At 41.7% G+C, this 20059-nt stretch carries 19 protein-coding genes and 3 pseudogenes; 12 read left to right on the top strand and 10 right to left on the bottom strand.

Annotated elements, in window-relative coordinates; translation table 11 throughout:
• Positions 1–110 precede the first annotated feature (110 nt).
• The 4 genes and pseudogenes from PSI23_RS02605 to PSI23_RS02590 all read right to left on the bottom strand — a co-directional run.
• Positions 111–748 (bottom strand): annotated as a pseudogene (locus PSI23_RS02605) (IS4 family transposase); the annotation flags it as partial.
• Between the two features lie 128 nt (positions 749–876).
• Positions 877–1027: pseudogene (locus tag PSI23_RS02600) on the bottom strand (phage holin family protein); the annotation flags it as partial.
• Between the two features lie 94 nt (positions 1028–1121).
• Positions 1122–1820, bottom strand: a complete 699-nt coding sequence (locus PSI23_RS02595; RefSeq protein ID WP_273553597.1) for a DNA methyltransferase — start codon at positions 1818–1820, stop codon at positions 1122–1124.
• A gap of 11 nt (positions 1821–1831) precedes the next feature.
• Positions 1832–2254 carry a site-specific DNA-methyltransferase gene (locus tag PSI23_RS02590; protein WP_373567276.1) on the bottom strand — a complete coding sequence of 141 codons (423 nt, stop codon included), beginning with the start codon at positions 2252–2254 and terminating at the stop codon, positions 1832–1834.
• 236 nt (positions 2255–2490) lie between these two features.
• Here PSI23_RS02590 and PSI23_RS02585 point away from each other — a divergent pair, with 236 nt between their 5' ends.
• From PSI23_RS02585 to PSI23_RS02565, 5 genes and pseudogenes are all read left to right on the top strand, one after another.
• Positions 2491–2745 carry a hypothetical protein gene (locus PSI23_RS02585; RefSeq protein ID WP_273553596.1) on the top strand — a complete coding sequence of 85 codons (255 nt, stop codon included), beginning with the start codon at positions 2491–2493 and terminating at the stop codon, positions 2743–2745.
• Positions 2746–2927: 182 nt separating this feature from the next.
• Positions 2928–3278, top strand: a complete 351-nt coding sequence (locus tag PSI23_RS02580; protein ID WP_273553595.1) for a DUF3969 family protein — start codon at positions 2928–2930, stop codon at positions 3276–3278.
• Between the two features lie 397 nt (positions 3279–3675).
• A pseudogene (locus PSI23_RS02575) lies at positions 3676–4371 on the top strand (IS1 family transposase).
• Between the two features lie 148 nt (positions 4372–4519).
• The gene (locus PSI23_RS02570) at positions 4520–4795 is read left to right on the top strand and encodes a hypothetical protein (protein ID WP_273553594.1); all 276 of its coding nucleotides are present in this window, start codon (positions 4520–4522) and stop codon (positions 4793–4795) included.
• Between the two features lie 5 nt (positions 4796–4800).
• On the top strand, positions 4801–5139 hold the full coding sequence (locus PSI23_RS02565) for an SH3 domain-containing protein (protein ID WP_273553593.1): 339 nt from the start codon (positions 4801–4803) through the stop codon (positions 5137–5139).
• Between the two features lie 79 nt (positions 5140–5218).
• On the opposite strand, the gene prpR is transcribed toward PSI23_RS02565, so the two are convergent.
• Positions 5219–6898 (bottom strand): propionate catabolism operon regulatory protein PrpR, encoded by a 1680-nt coding sequence (gene prpR, locus PSI23_RS02560; RefSeq protein ID WP_273553592.1) that lies wholly within the window; start codon positions 6896–6898, stop codon positions 5219–5221.
• A 295-nt stretch (positions 6899–7193) separates the two neighbouring features.
• Here prpR and prpB point away from each other — a divergent pair, with 295 nt between their 5' ends.
• From prpB to PSI23_RS02540, 4 genes are all read left to right on the top strand, one after another.
• Positions 7194–8099, top strand: coding sequence for a methylisocitrate lyase (prpB, locus tag PSI23_RS02555; protein WP_273553591.1), 906 nt, complete (start codon positions 7194–7196; stop codon positions 8097–8099).
• Positions 8092–9267 carry a bifunctional 2-methylcitrate synthase/citrate synthase gene (gene prpC / locus PSI23_RS02550; protein ID WP_273553590.1) on the top strand — a complete coding sequence of 392 codons (1176 nt, stop codon included), beginning with the start codon at positions 8092–8094 and terminating at the stop codon, positions 9265–9267. Before prpB ends, prpC begins: the two co-directional genes overlap by 8 nt.
• Positions 9268–9286: 19 nt before the next feature.
• Positions 9287–10738, top strand: a complete 1452-nt coding sequence (locus PSI23_RS02545; RefSeq protein ID WP_273553589.1) for a bifunctional 2-methylcitrate dehydratase/aconitate hydratase — start codon at positions 9287–9289, stop codon at positions 10736–10738.
• 123 nt (positions 10739–10861) lie between these two features.
• Entirely contained in the window at positions 10862–12748 is a 1887-nt protein-coding gene (locus PSI23_RS02540; protein WP_273553588.1) for a propionate--CoA ligase, read from the top strand.
• Positions 12749–12964: 216 nt separating this feature from the next.
• Here the strand turns inward: PSI23_RS02540 and PSI23_RS02535 are convergent, their stop codons facing one another.
• The gene (locus tag PSI23_RS02535) at positions 12965–13594 is read right to left on the bottom strand and encodes a glutathione S-transferase family protein (RefSeq protein WP_273553587.1); all 630 of its coding nucleotides are present in this window, start codon (positions 13592–13594) and stop codon (positions 12965–12967) included.
• A gap of 501 nt (positions 13595–14095) precedes the next feature.
• Here PSI23_RS02535 and PSI23_RS02530 point away from each other — a divergent pair.
• Positions 14096–14656 carry a cytochrome b gene (locus tag PSI23_RS02530; protein WP_273553586.1) on the top strand — a complete coding sequence of 187 codons (561 nt, stop codon included), beginning with the start codon at positions 14096–14098 and terminating at the stop codon, positions 14654–14656.
• A 19-nt stretch (positions 14657–14675) separates the two neighbouring features.
• Complete coding sequence (locus PSI23_RS02525) at positions 14676–15272, top strand: YceI family protein (protein ID WP_273553585.1); 597 nt, start codon at positions 14676–14678, stop codon at positions 15270–15272.
• 198 nt (positions 15273–15470) lie between these two features.
• Here PSI23_RS02525 and PSI23_RS02520 read toward each other — a convergent pair whose 3' ends face one another.
• From PSI23_RS02520 to pvcA, 3 genes are read right to left on the bottom strand one after another with little or no spacing between them, the layout of a single operon-like run.
• Positions 15471–16748: a rhabduscin glycosyltransferase gene (locus tag PSI23_RS02520; RefSeq protein ID WP_273553584.1), complete on the bottom strand. Its 1278-nt coding sequence runs from the start codon at positions 16746–16748 to the stop codon at positions 15471–15473.
• A 35-nt stretch (positions 16749–16783) separates the two neighbouring features.
• On the bottom strand, positions 16784–17653 hold the full coding sequence (gene pvcB, locus PSI23_RS02515; RefSeq protein WP_273553583.1) for a tyrosine isonitrile desaturase/decarboxylase: 870 nt from the start codon (positions 17651–17653) through the stop codon (positions 16784–16786).
• Positions 17654–17689: 36 nt separating this feature from the next.
• The gene (pvcA, locus tag PSI23_RS02510; protein WP_273553582.1) at positions 17690–18712 is read right to left on the bottom strand and encodes an L-tyrosine isonitrile synthase; all 1023 of its coding nucleotides are present in this window, start codon (positions 18710–18712) and stop codon (positions 17690–17692) included.
• A gap of 410 nt (positions 18713–19122) precedes the next feature.
• On the opposite strand from pvcA, the gene PSI23_RS23135 reads away from it, so the two are divergent.
• Positions 19123–19377 (top strand): hypothetical protein, encoded by a 255-nt coding sequence (locus PSI23_RS23135; protein ID WP_373567273.1) that lies wholly within the window; start codon positions 19123–19125, stop codon positions 19375–19377.
• A 51-nt stretch (positions 19378–19428) separates the two neighbouring features.
• On the opposite strand, the gene PSI23_RS02500 is transcribed toward PSI23_RS23135, so the two are convergent.
• Positions 19429–20022: a TetR/AcrR family transcriptional regulator gene (locus tag PSI23_RS02500; protein WP_273553581.1), complete on the bottom strand. Its 594-nt coding sequence runs from the start codon at positions 20020–20022 to the stop codon at positions 19429–19431.
• Between the last annotated feature and the right edge of the window lie 37 nt (positions 20023–20059).

The raw sequence follows: 20059 nt of genomic DNA, 5'->3' as shown, positions 1-20059 counted from the left end.
GACTCCAATTTAAATTCGGGGCTGAAACTTCTTTTCATCATGTCACCTGTTGAATTATCGAAGTGAGCATATCACCTCTATAACGGTGACCAAAATCATTGAACCACATCAGCATCTTCCTGGCTGTGGACGGGCTCTGTGGTAAGAAGATACCAGCTTAAGCCATTTTCATGCCCTTTTTCATGACAACCGACATAAAATAACGCGACTGCGCTATCGGTCTTACCTTTCGGGACTTTCAGCGTGACTTCGGCATAACTGACTTCACAATGCGCGATACGGGCTTTGCGTCCGCCTTTTTGTCTGACCTGAACATGCCGTTCTCCTGCCGGTGTTAAGCTGCTGACAAAATCATAAAGTTTATCTGCACTTTCTTCTCTCTGGCGGCTCTGCATCGAACGCACAACAAAGCGCTGGTTTCGTGAGATTTTGTATGTCAGATATTCGATAATGTCTGCGTCACGGTCACAGACCGAAATGATTTTCGCCGTCTGCTCACCCAGCCGCTGCTCCATTGCACAGGAAGCGCGCTGCCACTTATAACTCTCTTTTTCTTCATAGGAGCGATGGTCGCGCTGGCGGTTTTTGCCATATTCACGGATATCCCGACTCCAGCGATATCGGCGGGGAAGTTCAGGGATTGCACAAGGGATTATCCTGTATGTTCAGCAAGTGAAGCCGCCATCTGAATAAGGCGTGTTGTGCGGCGCTTATCACCTAATTCGGCCTGTTTAAAGGTGTCTTCTGCCCCTTATCGGGGATCGGCTAAGAATATCATCACTGACCTCAATCATGTTTTTTTATTGCGATCGATAACAGACACAAAAGTTCAAACGCATTTTAAACATCACAAAAATATTTGTGTAGGAAAAACAGGCACAGGACGCCCTCTATCCATTTGTTTTTGCGGTCTACGCCGTCATACACCAGACGGCCATAACAAATGACTATTGCCAAAGCAGAGCCGGATATCTGCGGCCACGAGTTTTTTAAGCAGTTCGGTCCATAAATCTGGGTTCTCTTTCATCTTCATAATCCACCCCATCTGAACAATGGGCGTCCGTGGGGTGAACGATGGTCGCCCCTGTGAGTTGAGTTAGTGGGAATGGGTGATAGTTAAGTTAAGCTGTAACAAGCTTAAATACTTTAAATCCATCTGTCTGAGATTCAGTTTTGTATTTTTCAATACTCATTCTCATTCTTTGTTTTCCCAGTTCTGTTAAGCTAAGCGGCTTACTCAGTTCATTTAAGTAATCCATAGACGCTTTTATTTGCTTTTTCATATCAGCACTGGCTAATTTGTAAGTGTCCTCTAAATTTTCGGGTAACTGAACTAATATGTAATGTAATTTAATATTGTTATTTTTATTCACTATCATGGTCGCTTCACCCGTCGTTGCTGAACCCGCGAAGAAGTCCAAAACGATATCGCCATCATGAAGACATTTTAAAGAGCTAATCAGTTCAGTCACGAGTTTTAATGGCTTTTTCCCATTTTTGTAAGGAACGCCACCTTTGTTATCAAGCCCTGTGGTTTTAATATGCGTCCAAAAATCACCCGGGTGGACAAACAGGTTATCAGAGGCAAATATTAATTGCAGTCTGGGGTTTCGGCTGGTTTCTGGATAGGTTCCGCGTACCAGATAGACCAATCCCTGCGCTGACTTAACAGAAAAAACACCCCTTATTTTTTTGTTTTTCTTCTTTTCTTCGCTTAGTTTGTAAACGCTGCTGGATTTAACGCACTGGCATATTCTCCAGCTATTATCAAAAAGCCATTTATTCTTTTTGGAAGCGGGTCCTTTATATACTTCGGACAAAGGCCTTAAAGTTATGCCTGATAAAATTTCATCGAGTTTTTTAACTGATCATCACTAAGATATTCCGAATCTTTTATAGAGTAGTAAAACTCCCTATTCTCCCGACTAAAATTATCCAAATATATATTATACGCCGAGTCCCACAGGGGCTTCTTTATAGGTGTAAATTCAATATTATTGATACCGCTCGGTTTTATAACAATGATATATTCTTTTAATTTTGGAATGGTTCCTAGTTTTTTGACACTAGCCATTTTTAGGCCACTCGCTTCACTCATTTTAACCGCAATGATTTTAATGGCATCGTATCCAAATATTTCCTCACAGACCTTCACTAAATTAAAGACTTCATTATCATCTATAGATATATAGATCATTCCTTCTGGATGAAGTAAGTTTTTAACAACAAGCAGCAGTGAAAATATCATGTTCAGCCAGTTTGAGTGATACCTGCCAGCGGTTGGATTGTAAATTCAAAGCCTTACTCACCCTATAATTTTTAATAATCAACTTCATTTATCTTTCATTAATATTTTATCCGAAGTAAATCGGTTCTGGTTTTAATTCCGTTTAGCTGGGTATCTATATAATGCTTCATATTACACTAAAGTCATTCTAATTCTGTTGTGAGGATACCTAAAACCAACTTATTTATATTGAGGATATTCATATGAAACGACTTGCAAGAGTTCTGTTTAGCCTTGTATTGGTATCACTCTCTTTTTCGGGACACAGCTTTCAAGCGCCGGATACGACGACAAACACGCATCAAATCTCACTCACTAAAGTGGGCTGGTTGAGCTGGTTTGGTGATTCAAGTGATCTTAAGCACTTTTACAAATCAATCAAGGATGCTCCAAACTATCCGAAAGGGTTTAAGAATGCCAGAAATGGAGTAACTAAAAATACTATTAAAAAGAAATAGTTACTGGATGAATTAAGAAAAAAATCACCCGGAAAATGGTATAAAATCTATAGGGATGGCCGGGTTGACAAAAAACACGTGTCTATTCATTATTTTGTTCACCAAAGTGGTAGTCCAGTATTTGATGTGAAAGTTGTAAATGGCTGGAGTAACCCACAAAGTTCGTGACTGGAGTAATAAACATGAGAAATATGAGACTTAATTATAACATTCAAGATAAACACGCAGAGAAATTTATTAGTTTTTTAATCTTGGGGGTGCTGCATTCTCTTGATAAAGAACTAATATCTATTGAAGAGGCAGAAGGCTTTATATTTATGCCATCTACTTGCGCTCCTTTGAAAGAAATAAAAGCATCTGGCGCATTAATTGATATTATTGAAACAGGATGTCAGCTTGAAGATGTAGAAAGTTTACGACCGGACAAGCTGTCAGAATGTGTTAACGAAATGATAGAAGATACGCTATCAGTTATCAAGAATAATAAGGAAATTGGAAGATTAGTAAAAAAAAGAATCAAAGTAATCGGTTAGGTAGAAGGTACATTACCCAGACTATATTATTTTTGCTTAAACACAATCTGGCAATTACCCGTTTTATTTATCAATTTCAAAGCGGGTGGCTGTCATCTTTTTAAGTCTGAGTCTTAAGCATAAAAAACCCCGCCGAGGCGAGGTCTGATAATTCAATAAGCTCTGTGACATTGCTATCACTCTTATCACAATAGCAGCATTTTTACGTACGTAAAGCTATTTTCAGAAATTACTGCATAATTAGTGCGCGCTAATATTCATTGGCTCTTTTTGGACACATTTATCCATTTCTAATGGGATATCTAACATCATCAGCATGCCTTCAATCACTCCCTCAGCGGTCATGTATTAAATAGTTAGTTGTTGTGATATGCTTCCCGCCTTTTAAGAGTAAAGCATGGCCAAAGTTGACGTCTATTGCCGTTATTGCCACAAATCAGAACATGTCAAAGGACATGGAAAAGGGAATGGCGGACATCCTCGTTATCGTTGCTATACCTGCTGTAAGGTTTTTCAGTTGGAATACACTTATCAAGCCTGCAAACCCGGCGTTAAAGAGCAGATTGTCGACATAGCGATGAATAACGGGGGAATTCGTGACACCACTCGAATCCTGAAAGTCGCCACAGCCACTGTCATGAAAACGTTAAAAACCTCACGCCCCGAAACGTAACGACGCTGCCCCTGGATGGAAATAACATTCAGCTTATCGGTGAAATAGACGAGCAAGGGTCATTTGTGGGGAACAAGAAAAATCAACGCTGGCTTTGGTATGCTTGGGAACCCCGCCTAAAACGAAATAGTGGCCCATGTTTTTGGCGATCGCAGTAGAAAAACGTTAGACAAGCTACTTGCTCTCTTATCGCCCTTTAATATTCGGTTTTACTGCACAGATGATTATGTTGTTTATGATAACCTTCCCGAGGAAGATCACCTGACTGGAAAGACGTTTACTCAGCGTATAGAGAGAACGAATTTAACTCAGCGTACTCGAGTAAAAAGACTGAATAGAAAAACTATCAGTTATTCAAAATCCGAAGAAATGCACGATAAGGTGATAGGGACTTTTATTAAGCATGAGTACTATTTTTGATATTCAATCTAACTATTTAATACATGACCCAATTACTGGCAATCATTCTTTTAAACATATCTAAAAACACTTATTATTAAAAATTCATAAAACACCTAATAACTTTTTTAGATAATTTTATTAGCAAATTATTTACCCGGAAAAATAAATGGATATTTTCATAAAAAATGGAATCTTGGCTTTAGCTAATGTGATTGAATTAGATCCAAACGGTTGGTTTCAAGGTCATATTGGCGCATCTTTTCTTGCTGGATCAGCATTACTGAAAAGTAATGCATTATCAAAAGAATCTTCTCACAGTTTGAAAGCAAGACTCGATCAACAAGCTGAAAAATATCACGACCTATTAGTGCCATTAGTTAGACATATAATGACCACTGTGTTTATATGTAATTTTCTTAACATAAGAATAAGTTGGGAGTAAAATTAATGAGGAAAGGTACTGTAATCCGAGATTATGTTAGCGCTTATCCAAGCCCTATCAAATTACAAACTGGAGATATAGTTTCAATCAGTCACGGCGATATTGAATATCCTTACTGGATTTGGACTACGAATTCTTTAAATGTCAGTGGTTGGGTTCCTCAACAAATTCTAGATTTTATTCATCCTAATAAAGCGGTATGTAACGAAAATTACACGGCCCACGAGTTAACAGTAAAAGCGGGAGAATATCTGTATCTGGAGAGAACGTTAAATGGCTGGTATTGGGCATATAAGAAATCAGGAGAGGCAGGTTGGATCCCATTGGAATATGTTAAGTTTTAAAAATGCCATAAATGATGTTTCTTTATCTAAGATGTAATATTCAACACGTAATATGTGAATCCGCGTGTAATTAATTTTCCTATTTAATTTTGCCCTGCTCCTGCTTTAATCTCCGCCATAGCGTCGTGCGGCTAATTCCCAAATGTTCCGCTGCTGCACGCCGATTACCTGAAAATCGCGCCAAGATATCATGTACTGTAATATCAGGCGCTGAAAGCGTGTTTTCAATAAGAGAAGATGCTTCAAACTGGGCTGCTTTCACATTATTATTAATAACATTGCTACCAATAATATTGGTATCAATCTGACGCTCAGGTGAAAGCGATAATATTAACGCAGGAGTCAAAGCCTGTTCAGGATGAGCACTCAAATAAAGCGCTATTCGTTCCATCAAGTTACGCAATTCACGTACATTTCCCGGCCAATGATAGGATTGCAATACTTCATGACACTCAGCAAGTTCTTGTATCCTCGACGTAGCAACGGGTAGATTAAGTGCTGCAAAAGCCCGTTGTAAGTATTCTATTGCCAACAAGCCAATATCATTTCCCCTTTCCCTCAATGCCGGTACGTTAATTCGCAATACACTCAAACGGTAGAACAAATCGGCGCGAAAACGCCCTTCCCTGACCCAAGTATCCAAATCACAATGTGTGGCGCAGATAATCCGCACATCAACAGCAATCGGGCGATACCCGCCAACCCTGACAACGAATTTTTCTTCCAATACCCTTAATAACCGCGTTTGCAAAGGTAATGGCATTTCACCAATTTCATCGAGAAATAACGTTCCCCTGTGCGCAATTTCAAATAAACCTGCACGCCCGCCACGTCGTGAACCCGTGAAAGCTCCTTCCTCATAACCAAACAACTCAGCCTCCAGTAAAGACTCAGTAATCGCCCCGCAGTTGACAGCAACAAACGGCTTGCCCGCTAACTGTCCATAACGCAATGTATATTCATGATGAATAGCCTGTGCCACCAGCTCTTTTCCCGTACCGCTTTCTCCCTGAATCAGAACCGTGGCTGTCGAGCGGGAATATAGCATAATCGTATTGCGCACTTGTTCTACTGCAACAGAGTTTCCTCTAATATCGCTGATCGTATGACGTGTGCGGAGCTTATCTTCTGTAGGATAAGGGGAAATCACCGCCTGATTGAGTTTGGTCATCCGGGCCATCTCCAACGCATCCTGAAATGCCTGCCGAATAGAGTCCGCTGAATAGACAAACACCCCCACCAGCTCAGCTTCATAAGCAAGATCGGTAATTAGCCCTGCTCCCACAATGACTTTGATGCCCGTCGCTTTCAAAGCATTGACTTGCGCTCTGGCATCTTCCTCTGTCACATAACTGCGCTGTTCAATGCGCAAATTGAAACGATGCTGAAACTCCGCCAATACAGGCAAGGTATTCTGGTAAGTAATCACACCAATTCGGGAACTGATTTGTCGGGCACGCGCCAATGCCTGCATAAAATCAAATCCGCTGGCTTTGGCAATAATTACCGGCACGGATAAGCGATTTTTTAAATAGGCGCCATTAGACCCCGCGCAAATCACAGCATCACAATGTTCGGTTTCCAGCCGCTTGCGAATATGTTGAACCGCACGCTCAAAACCCAACTGAATCGGAGTAATATCAACCTGGTGATCAAATTCCGGCGTAATGTCACGAAAAAGATCAAAAAGTCTGGAAACAGAGACCGTCCAGATAACCGGTCTATTGTTATCACGCTCCCCTGTGTGTACTGATGTCATGTTTCCTCCCATATTTTTTGTAATGAGATCACCCTGCTGTTTCACTTCCAAAATTTGAAACAAAAATGAAACATATTTTATTCAAGATGAAACAAGTATACATTATAGCCAATAGCTAAACAGTAACCACCCATTAACTAAAATCAATCTATCCGTGTAAATTTAAATAATAAAAACAATAAGTTTTTTATATCCACTCCTGTTTACCGCTTCACTTTTTAATCTTTGGCACAAACCTTGCTTAAATAATAACTGCATACAAATTTGTTTCATTTAAGTAACATTGGGGTTATATATGGCATTTTCTTCTGCAGGATTAGTTTTTCGTCAAGCAATAGAAGCCGAATCTCCGTTACAAGTCGTCGGAACCATCAATGCAAACCATGCATTGATGGCAAAACGAGTAGGCTACAAGGCGATTTACCTCTCAGGTGGCGGGGTTTCCGCCGGTTCGCTGGGATTACCCGATTTGGGAATTTCTACACTGGATGATGTGTTGATTGATATCCGCCGCATCACTGATGTCTGTGATTTACCACTGCTTGTTGATGCCGATATCGGATTCGGTTCTTCAGCATTCAATGTGGCCCGCACGATTCGTTCTATTATTAAAGCAGGTGCTGCGGGTGTTCATATTGAAGATCAGGTCGGTGCTAAACGTTGTGGGCATCGCCCAAATAAAGAAATCGTATCCAAACAGGAAATGGTAGACCGCATCAAAGCTGCCGTTGATGCCCGCACCGATGAACATTTTGTCATTATGGCCCGTACGGACGCACTGGCAGTGGAAGGGCTAAGTGCAGCACTGGACAGAGCAGCAGCTTATATTGAAGCCGGTGCCGATATGCTATTTCCTGAAGCGATTACTGAGCTGCATATGTATAAGGAATTCGCGTCCAAAACGCAGGTTCCTGTTTTAGCGAATATTACCGAGTTCGGAGCGACACCACTCTTTACGCTCGAAGAATTAAGAAGCGTGAATGTCGCCATTGCTCTTTATCCCCTATCGGCATTTAGGGCCATGAATAAAGCCGCCGAACAAGTCTATACCGCTCTGCGTCGAGATGGCACTCAGAAAAACGTCATCAATATGATGCAAACCCGTAACGAACTTTATGAAAGCATCAACTACTACGATTTTGAACGAAAACTGGATGCCCTGTTTTCCCAAAAAAATAGCAGAGGTGATACGCATGAGTAAACAGAATACAGCCACGAAATCCCCTGAAATTACGACATTCAAACCTAAAAAATCGGTTGCATTGTCCGGTATTACGGCAGGCAATACAGCACTTTGTACTGTCGGCAAAAATGGCAATGATTTACATTACCGTGGCTATGATATTCTCGATTTAGCTGCCCATTGTGAATTTGAAGAGGTAGCTTATCTCCTTATCCACGATAAGCTCCCTTCCCGCGCAGAATTGACGTCCTACAAAAATAAATTGAAATCCTTGCGCGGTTTGCCCAGCAGCGTTAAAACCGCATTGGAAGCATTGCCTGCGGTAGCGCATCCCATGGATGTGATGCGTACCGGCGTTTCTGTACTGGGCTGTACCTTACCGGAAAAAGAGGATCACAACCTCGCCGGTGCCCGCGATATCGCTGATCGCTTACTCGCCTCTCTTAGCTCAATCCTGCTTTATTGGTATCATTACAGCCATAATGGTCGCCGCATTGAAGTTGAAACCGATGATGATTCCATTGGCGGACACTTTCTCCACCTCCTGCATGGTCAAAAACCGCGTAAATCATGGGAAAAAGCAATGCACATTTCCCTGATCCTATACGCCGAGCATGAATTTAATGCATCTACTTTTACCAGCCGGGTCATTGCAGGTACGGGAGCGGATATTCACTCTGCCATTATCGGGGGTATTGGTGCTCTGCGTGGGTCGAAGCATGGCGGAGCCAATGAGGTTTCATTCGAAATCCAACAACGCTATGACACTCCAGCTCAAGCCGAGGCTGATATTCTTGCCCGCCTGGAAAGAAAAGAAGTCATCATTGGTTTCGGTCATCCGGTTTATACCGTTTCCGATCCTCGCCATAAAGTGATCAAAGAAATTTCCCTGCAACTTTCCCAAGAAGCAGGCACAACCCAGATGTATGACATTGCAGATCGGATTGAGTCTGTGATGTGGGATAACAAGAAAATGTTCCCGAATGTCGATTGGTTCTCTGCGGTGTCCTATCACATGATGGGCGTTCCTACTGCCATGTTCACACCGCTGTTTGTGATTGCCCGAACTTCTGGTTGGGCAGCACACATTATTGAACAACGCATTGATAACAAAATCATCCGTCCATCGGCTAACTATACCGGCCCTGAAAACTTGGCATTTATACCGATTGAACAACGTAAATAACACGATTTAAGGATTGATTATGTCTACCTCTGTTGTTAACAACCACCCTGATTACGATCAGGTGATTGTAGATATTGTGGATTATGTCATGGACTACACCATAACCTCCCCAATTGCTTACGCCACGGCCCATCACTGCCTGGTAGATACCTTGGGCTGCGGGTTGGAAGCACTGGAATATCCCGCCTGCACAAAACTATTGGGACCCATTGTGCCGGGAACAACCGTACCCAATGGAGCACGCGTGCCGGGAACCCGATTCCAGCTCGATCCCGTTCAGGCTGCATTCAACATTGGTGCAATGGTTCGCTGGCTCGATTTCAATGACACTTGGCTGGCGGCTGAATGGGGGCATCCCTCTGATAATCTGGGAGGCATACTTGCCACTGCCGACTGGCTGTCAAGAAATGCGATTGCCCGTGGGGGAAAACCGCTAATCATGTGGGATGTTCTGACAGCGATGATTAAGGCGCATGAAATTCAAGGTTGTCTGGCATTGGAAAACGCCTTCAATAAAGTCGGATTGGATCACGTTGTTCTGGTAAAAGTGGCTTCCACGGCAATTGTTGCTCAAATGCTGGGGCTGAAACGTGAAGAAATATTAAGTGCGGTTTCATTGGCCTGGGTTGACGGTCAATCCCTGAGAACCTATCGTCATTCTCCCAATACCGGCTCTCGCAAATCTTGGGCTGCGGGAGATTCAACCTCCCGCGCTGTGCGTCTGGCATTGATAGCTCAAAAAGGCGAGATGGGATATCCCTCTGTATTGACCGCCGAGAATTGGGGATTTTATGATGTTCTGTTCAATGGTCAGCCATTCAAATTCCAGCGCCCTTATGGCTCTTATGTAATGGAAAATGTGCTGTTCAAAATTTCTTTCCCGGCTGAATTTCACTCACAAACCGCTGTAGAAGCGGCAATGTTCCTTCATCAACAACTGAAAGAGCACGGCAAACGCATTGAAGATATTGCCCGAATCACTATCCGTACCCATGAAGCCTGTATCAGAATTATTGATAAACAGGGGCCATTGAATAACCCTGCTGACAGGGATCACTGCATTCAATATATGGTTGCCATCCCACTGATTTTCGGTCGCCTGACGGCTGCGGATTATGAGGATAATATCGCTGCTGATCCACGCATTGATGCCTTGCGGGAAAAAATAGTCTGTATTGAAGATGCCGATTTCACCCATGATTATCATGATCCCGAAAAACGTTCTATTGCCAATGCGCTGACTCTGGTCTTTACAGATGGCACGCAACTGGATGAAGTCAAAGTTGAGTTCCCGATTGGGCACGCTCGCCGCCGTAAAGAGGGTATTCCGCTATTAGAAGAAAAATTCAGGATCAATCTGGCGCGTCGCTTCCCGCAAGACCAACAACAAAAAATTCTGGAAAAATCTCTTGACCTCATGTCATTGAAAAATATTCCCGTAAACGAATACCTCGATTTGTACGTTATATAATCTATATACCCAATCGATTTCAGTCCACTGCTTGGTTAGCGGTGGATTGAAAGATGAAAGGCATCGCTATCGGCGGTTCTGACTCCAGAAGCCGCCTATCATCTGCATATGCCAGGAGAGATTATGTCATTCCAAGATTTCTATCAGCATTCGATTGATGATCCCAATGCTTTTTGGGCTGAACAAGCCAAACGGATACACTGGCAACAGCCTTTTGAACAGACGTTGGATCATCGCAATCCACCCTTTGCCCGTTGGTTTTGTGGAGGAAAAACCAATCTCTGTTACAACGCACTGGATCGCTGGCTGGAAAGCCAACCCGACACCAAGGCACTGATTGCCATTTCAACGGAAACTAATAGCGAGCGCGTTTTCACCTATAACGAATTACATCAAGAAGTGAATAGAGCTGCCGCTATGATGTTGTCCCTTGGCGTGAAAAAAGGCGACCGTGTTGTTGTTTATATGCCAATGGTGGCCGAAGCTCTGTTTATTTTACTGGCCTGCGCCCGTATTGGCGCGATCCACTCAGTGGTATTTGGTGGTTTTGCTTCCCACAGTCTCGCCACACGAATAGATAACGCCGAACCGGTTTTAGTCGTCTCTGCGGATGCCGGCTCACGTGGAGGCAAAATCATTCCCTATAAACCCCTGCTGGATGAAGCCATTGAGCTGGCCAAACACACGCCACGCCATGTTTTGATGTTAGATCGCGGGCTGGCTGATATTAATTGGATGAATAGCCGAGATGTGGATTTCGCTACATTACGCCAGAAACATCTTGATGCGGAAGTTCCCGTTACATGGCTTGAATCCAATGAAATCTCCTGCGTGCTCTATACATCAGGCACAACCGGCACACCGAAAGGTGTTCAGCGAGATGTCGGTGGTTATGCTGTGGCGCTGGCAACATCAATGGACGTTATTTTTGGTGGTAAGGCCGACGGCGTTTTCTTTTGTACATCGGATATCGGCTGGGTTGTCGGGCACTCTTATATTATCTATGCTCCGTTGATTGCCGGCATGGCAACCGTCATGTATGAAGGGCTTCCGATACGCCCGGACGCGGGTATTTGGTGGCAGATTGTCGAAAAATATCGTGTTACCAGAATGTTTTCCGCCCCTACAGCAATCCGCGTCCTAAAAAAATATCCTACGGACTGCATCGCCAAATATGATATCTCATCACTTGAAGCGCTCTATTTAGCGGGAGAGCCTCTTGATGAGCATACCGCCCGTTGGATTGCCGAAACCATCAATGTGCCTGTGATTGATAACTATTGGCAGACTGAAACAGGCTGGCCAATTATGGCGATTGCACGGAGTTTGGATGACAGACCAAGCCATTTTGGTAGCACAGGTTTTCCTATGTACGGTTTTAACGTCAAACTGATCAACGAACTGACTGGACAGGAATGCGACGCTAATGAGAAAGGAATGCTGGTCATCAAAGGACCTTTGCCTCCCGGTTGCATCCAGACTATTTATGGCAACAATGCCCGTTTTATCAGTACTTATTGGCGACACTTTGACCAGCAAGTATATTCGACTTTCGACTGGGGGATCCGTGACAGCGACGGTTATTATTTTATTCTGGGACGTTCAGATGATGTGATTAACGTTTCTGGTCACCGCTTAGGAACACGGGAAATCGAAGAGTGCATCGCCAGCCATGAAGATGTGGCAGAAGTTGCCGTACTTGGTATTAAAGATGAAGTAAAAGGACAGGCAGCCGTCGCTTTTGCTGTTCTCAAAGAAGGACGGGAAATCCAGTGTGCTGACCATTTTACTGTATTGGAAAAAGCGTTGATGGAATTAGTGGATAAGAAAATCGGCAGCGTTGGACGTCCGGCACGGGTCTATTTTGTGACGCAATTACCGAAAACCCGTTCTGGAAAAATGTTGCGCCGCACTATGCAGGCCATTTGTGAAGGTCGTGAACCCAGCGATATTGCCCTGATTGAGAACCCCACCTCATTGGCGGTGATTAAAGATGCAATTTCCCATTAAAGCTTTCATCATTTTACCCCACAGTCTTGTTGAACATGATGATAGATGTTTTTTATGTAAGTGATATTTTGTTTAACTAACGTTTAGTATAGTTAGGTTATTATAGCCATGTACTACATTTCCCAGCTAATTTTACCCATTATGCTCCGTTTCCTACACGGAGCTTTTTTTATTCTAATAAGCAAGTTAACTATTAAGAGCTGACTAAATTGAATATCAGTATGCTATTTTAAGTTCTTTTACCGCAGATTCCAGCCATTCCGCCATCGCAGGATGTTTCAATATGCGATCAACCCAACCCTGACTAATAACAGAAAATTTCAATCCATAAGTTTGAGCGCGTAAAGCCACAGGAGCATAAAACGCATCGACAGCCGTAAATTTATCTCCCGCTAGCCATTCACCACTAAATTTAGTTAACCCCTCTGCCCAAAGAGCATCGATTCGCTCAATATCGCGCTGCAATTCTGGCGTTATCTCATCCAACTCCGTTCGAACAGAACAATTCATTGCGCAAACCTGACGTAATGTCGTAAAACCAGAGTGCATTTCTGCTGCGGCGCTTCTCGCCCACGCTTTGGCTGTTTTATCTGGTGGCCAGACTTTAGCATGCTCCTCAGCAATATATTCTGCAATTGCCAATGAATCCCAAACCGTAATGTTTCCATCAACCAAGCAAGGAACCAACCCCGTAGGTGAAAATGCTTTGAATTTTTCATAGCTACTTTTGCCACTATCAAAAAAACTCAATTGCTCGTTAAAAGGAATATCCAATGCCTTGAGCAAAATCCACGGACGCAGTGACCAAGAAGAATAGTTTTTATTGGCTATCCACAATGTATACATCGTTTTTCTCTCTGTAGTTATAAATCATATCGTAATAAATGATATTGTGACAAATGATGTGACTGCATAAAAAATAGTAAAACATCTCATAATAAGAAAAAAGAGATAGACAATAAAATTGATCTTTTCATATGATCTTTTCATACTAAAACAGTAACTGAAATCAAAAAACTCAGCTCATAAAAAACCACAAATAGTTGGTTATAAGAAATAATCAAAAAGAATATAACAACCCATCTGATTTTCTTTATTTTACCTAAAGCATTACCATTCCATCTTATCGTTGATAAATTTTGACATTCTCAAACAAATTATTTGTTTGAGATTTATAAAAATAAAATTTAATTTTTATCTACTATAATGTCTTAAATTTTTTATTAATGTTTATGACACTTTAGGGCTGCCAGTACGCTTTATATCCGTTTTTCAAGTTGCTGACTTGTTCACTACACTTCAACCTGAAATCGATTGGATATAAGTGATCAAAAATAAGGAAACAGTATGCTGCTAAAAAATACTTCCACACGCTTTGGTCATATTTCTATTTTAATCCATTGGCTAGTAGCCCTTGCCGTTTACGGGATGTTTGCCCTTGGATTGTGGATGGTGACATTGAGTTATTATGATACTTGGTATCATCGCGCACCGGAGCTGCATAAAAGCATCGGTATGTTAATCTTCATTGTCATGGTTATTCGCCTTATATGGCGATTTATTTCTCCACCACCAAAACCATTGACAAGCTACAGTCAATTTACACGCATCAGTTCAAAACTGGCACATTTCACACTGTATATTGTCCTATTTGGCATCTTAGCCAGCGGATATCTGATTTCTACTGCGGATGGTGATTCCATCAGTGTTTTTGGGTGGTTTGACGTTCCCGCAACTTTGACTGAACAAGGAATTCAAGCTGATACAGCTGGCATTATCCATCTTTATTTTGCTTGGATTGCCGTGGTGCTCTCCCTGCTGCATGGTCTCGCTGCACTAAAACACCATTTTATCGACCGTGATATCACCCTAAAAAGAATGTTTGGTTTCAATCCCGATATAAAATAATTTCTGGAGAATCACTCTTATGTTTAAAAAGAAATGGCTCAAGAAGTCGATAATCGGCCTGACCGCAGGCATGTTATTGATGGGTACTGGCTCAGCAATGGCTGCCGACTATAAATTTGACACGGCAGGTCAACATGCCTTTATTGAATTTCGTATCCAACATTTGGGTATGAGCTGGCTTTACGGGGGCTTCAAGAAATTTGACGGCAACTTTACGTTCGATGCACAAAATCCCGCAACAGATAAAGTCAATGTCATTATTAAAACAAATAGTGTCGATACCAACCATGCTGAGCGTGACAAGCATCTACGCGGCGCCGATTTTTTGAATACAGCAAAATATCCAGAAGCTAAATTCATTTCAACCGAAGTCAAAAAAACAGGGGAAAATTACACCATCGTCGGTGATCTAACATTAAATGGCGTCACCAAGCCCGTGACATTGAATGCCAAATTAGTGGGAGAAGGCAAAGATCCATGGGGCGGATATCGCGCAGGCTTTGAGGCCAATGGAAAAATCAAATTGAAAGATTTTAAGATTAAAAGTGATTTAGGACCAAAATCTCAGGAAGTCGAGTTAATCATTTCTGTTGAAGGGGTACGGGAAAAAGCCTGATCTTCCCCCTGATAACGTTTTAATATTAATTTAAGCGATTACTTTTTAGTAAAAAACGCGGCAAGAAACCATGCCGCGTTTTATTTTCACAATCGTCTATTTTTATAGCCTTCTATCATCTCTATCTTTTGAATAACTAATTCGTTAACTGTTCTGCTATTCCAAGTCTGCCGGATAGAAATGATATTACTTCAGCAATTAAGCAATCAATTCGTTAACGTGACGCGTTATTGATGCCAAAGCATTATGGGCATCATAATCTGCCTTAATGATTTGTGACTGCTGGTGCCATATCGGGGAAGATAATATCCTTGTCACTGCTTTGTATAATTGCTGTTCACTCGGTGTATCAGTATGCAGGCTGATACCACAACGTGACCAGATAACACGAGCGACAGCTTCCAATTTACCATCTCCCGTTCCCGCAACCACCAAAGGTACGCCGTGACGAATGGCAGAATTCAGTGAACCATAACCACCATTGGTAATAAAAATTGATGCGCGAGGAAGCCAATGTTCAAAATTGAGATACTCTACCACTCTGGCATTCTCTGGAATTTCTTCTCCCAAAGCATCAATAGAACGGCCGCCGGTAATTGCCAATACCCGAACCGGCAAAGTTGCCAACGCACGTAAAGTCGGCAATATCAACTGACTAAAATCAATATTAGCCAGTGTTCCCTGGGTCACCAAGATCAACGGCAGGTTTTCATCCGGCCAACTGATTTGCGTTTCATCATCTTTCACTTTCACTGGCAATGACCCGATAAAATCCACTGTCTCAGGTAAATCATCACGTGGAAATTCAAATGATTGTGTTGCCAGTTGCAAGTAACGATCAACTCCGCTCATCAAAACATCGTTATGGTCCCCGGTCAGTGGTGCACAATCCACGGCAGCAAGCGACTGATTGAATGCTTCCCTGACCAGCTCGATTAATTGATGCGTCTCCTCATCCACTAATTGCTCACGTGTTAAATCAGCAGGCAATAATTCAGGCGGAATTCTAGGCCCCCAGAATATGGTATCCCTTGATGACCACGGCAGCGGAGTAACACCAATAGCAATGACAGGAATACGTTCGTCAGCCGATTTCTGCAATAGTGGCAACGCTGAATAAAAAGTATTGTCGATAATCAGAAGATCAGCTTGTCCCTCTTCGATCACTTGCATCAACTGCTTCGATAATACGGGAAGAGGGGAAGTAAAAAACCGCCTTAACGACAGTGCCATCTGAGTATTTCCCGGTGGATGTTCTGCCCGTTCAGGAAAGTATTTTTCCAGATAGCGGTAATCAACATCCACTTGCTTATCGAAGGGAACAAAAGTGGCTCCCAACGCTTCCGTTTGCTGTTGAAAAAGAGACCCACTGAGTATCGTGACATCATGTCCCTGTCCTATTAAATGTTCCGCAATAGTGAAGATTGGAAAAACATGACCAGGAGTTGCAACAGTAGCTAAAACAATACGAGACATTAAATCAAACCTCCTTCAAGACAACTTCTACTCAGTCAGGAACCGGAAACAGAAATAGTGCGAAAGCTGTGATTTTCACACACAGGCATGCCATGGATATGGACCCGCTGAATATGGCGAGGAGAAAGGGAAATAAAGGCCTCACGTCCATGTAATAAAGTGAAGTTATCGCAAATCGCAATGTCTCCAGACTGCCATTGATGAGCATAAAAATAACGCGGATCATACAATCGGTTATACAATGTTTCCTCAAGTGTCTGTTGTTCTTCCTGTGATATTCCATCTATCTTCACAGAGTGATGATTAGCATACTTCGTATCTTCTTTTCCCATCGGCTCATTGTAACGCATCACCCATTTTTTACCGTCAGGATGCAGACAAACCAACGGTGAAACAACTTCACCACCATAGTGTGTCACTCGGCTTGTGCGGTAAGTAATGGTGGTATTTTTCCATGCATTGCGCTCATCATCACTGGCATCGGTAATCAATTGTTCAGTGTTGACAAATGTAGTACGTCCTCCCTGAGCAGCTTCGGGAGCAGAAACACAGTGAAATATCTGAAATTCAGGGATCGACTCTCGATACATCCCATCCCAATGCAACGGCACACCACTACTGTCCAGGACATGGTCAGACGGTTCGGGATGTTCCATAACATCCAATACCGTACCAAATGACCACATCATGATTTCACCCCAGCGATTGGAATATTCCGTCAATTTTTCTTTATCCGTAAAACCGGAGCGAAAACCACGTAATACAACCAGCAGATGAGTACGAGCCAATTCACGCAAGGCATCAACTGACAGTGTGGTAATATCCTGATCAGGATGCTTGGGAGTAATAAATACTCCGAAAGGTTTCACCAACTCAATATGACAATCAAGTTCATATGTATTCATGATTTTTTTCCCTCAAAAATGCGCTATACCACTGAGTTATTCTGCTTGTGCTGCCGTCGTCTGGAATTCTGTTTGCGGGTTTTCTTCAAACAGTTTTTCTTCAGATAATGTTTCAATCAAGTAATGACTTGGAATGCCCCGAATTTCGATTAGCTTTCCATTCATCTTTTTCACTTCATCACTTTTCATCAACACAAACTGACCATTAATATTGGCAGCCACACCATGCCACGGCGTCAACCAATCATCCCGGGTCGGCATCATATGAATACCAATTTTGATACTGTCGACGGGCTGTGGATGAATAGAAAGACGGATCGCCAATGGGAACTGCTCCGCCAGCAAATTACCCCACGCCCAGCTACGTTGGATAACTCCGACAGCGCGCTGACGTGCATCCTTTTGCAACGCATTTTTCGAACCCGTGTATTCTGGTAATAAACTATCTTCATAAAGGAAACGAGTAATTGCCCGATATAATCGAACTCCATCTTCGCTTTCTTTGAGTGTTTCTTTGATCTCTTCAACTGAAGATGCATAGCGACTAACCAATAATTCACGTAGTTGATCGTAATCACTGGTATATTGAGTTAGTGATTCAACGTTCCCAAGATTAAAAACCGAAAGATGAGTCGCGCCCAGTTCATGCAACAGTTTTTCAATTTCTAATTGGTAATGGGTAATTGTGTCATCATCAACATGAATAAGATCACTAAAAACATGTCCATCAGAACAAATAACAATATTTGCTCCAGGTGGATAATAAAGCTGAATACGCTGACAAAGGGAGTTTAGAAAAATCAGTGACAATTTTTCTGCCATATCCGGCATCTTACCCAATACTTTTCTAGGGTTTGGTGATTTTGTCGGAAATGCAGGCAAAATACATTCTATAGGTTTCCCTTGTTCCACAAATGTACGAATACGTGGCAATTGAACCTCTAAAACCTTTTTCTCTTCATATTGAAGTGTATGTTCAGATTCAGGGAAACGACGCCGGTATTGCAATAACTCATTTAGAATTTTATTAGATACTTCTTCTATGTCAAAACGTTCCATAATTCATTCCTAATTTATTACATTTATATCTAAGCTAATTAATGCAATTGGCAATATGTAAATATTGCTGTTTATAAAACATCAGCCCACACGCTTTCGGATATAAAAAACAAAAAATTCTAAAAAATATTACAGAAGGAAATTAATAATATACAACCAAACCTAACTATAAATACATTGAGGTTTTTTTATTTTATCTTATTTTGTTACACGTGTTATATAACTATAAAAATCCTGCATATAAATATATATCATTATAGTTTCTTAAAAAAATTAAATTTTTTAAAAAAATAATTCAATTTTTTTGATGATGTTACAAAAGGTAAATAAAGTTCAGGTTTTTTAGAAAAATGTTTTTTAAAGCTATATTATTTAGATATCTAATATCATTTATTACGAGATAAAAAATAATGTATGACAAATTTACAAACAAACACGAAAAAGAGATGGCAACAACCCCATATACTCGGAATCAGCTCATTAAATCACGTTCTATCATTATCACAGGGAAAATTAATCAGCAACTTGCTGCCAAATACCCGTTTTATGATCCACCAACCATTAGGTGGTGTTCAAGGGACGTTCCAGATATGAAAATCGAAGCCAAAGAAATATTAAAAACCCGCAATCAGATCAACCGACTGAGCAGTAAATCAACCTATTGATAAAGTGGCAAAAGATCATCGGGGGAGTAAAATTTTTTGACATTAATTTATTCAAGAAGATATTACAGCCATCGCAGGTTCAATCAAATCCATAAGTTCATCTTTTGAGGCTCCATCACGTGCCTGCAATGAAATTGCCTGCATAACTCCAAAAAAATAGGATGCCAATTTTCTAGCATCGATCTCATTGGATAATTCACCATCTTCTATACCTTTTTCTATCCGATGATAAATCACTGCTAATGTGTTTTTACGCACTGTTTTAAGATAGGCATAAACATCCTCATTTTCCTGAGAATTATGAACTATTCCCAGAATAAGCAAACATCCACCTGCCCGGTTTGAAGTAGCAACATCGACAGAGCATTCTAACATTGATCGCACTCCTTCCCTGATACTGCCAGCTTCATTAAGTCCGACCATCACTTTAGCCCCTACAGTTTTAATATAAAGTTCAACCGCAGCATAAAAGGCTTTTTTCTTACTGCCGAATGCTGAATAAAAGCTCGGTGGATTGATATTCATTACAGCCGTGAGATCAACAAGTTGTGTACCTTCATAACCCTTAGCCCAAAATAACTCCATTGCCTGTTGAAGTGCAGTATCACGGTCAAAGCTCAAAGGGCGTCCTCGTTGTGCCATCATATGTCCCCATCGTTATTTCTGTAGTGGCTATAACATA

Origin of the sequence: Xenorhabdus yunnanensis (genome assembly GCF_028598805.1) — a bacterium.
Lineage (GTDB): Bacteria > Pseudomonadota > Gammaproteobacteria > Enterobacterales > Enterobacteriaceae > Xenorhabdus > Xenorhabdus yunnanensis.
Note: the sequence above shows the minus strand (reverse complement) of the source record. Positions and strands in the feature narration are given on the sequence as shown.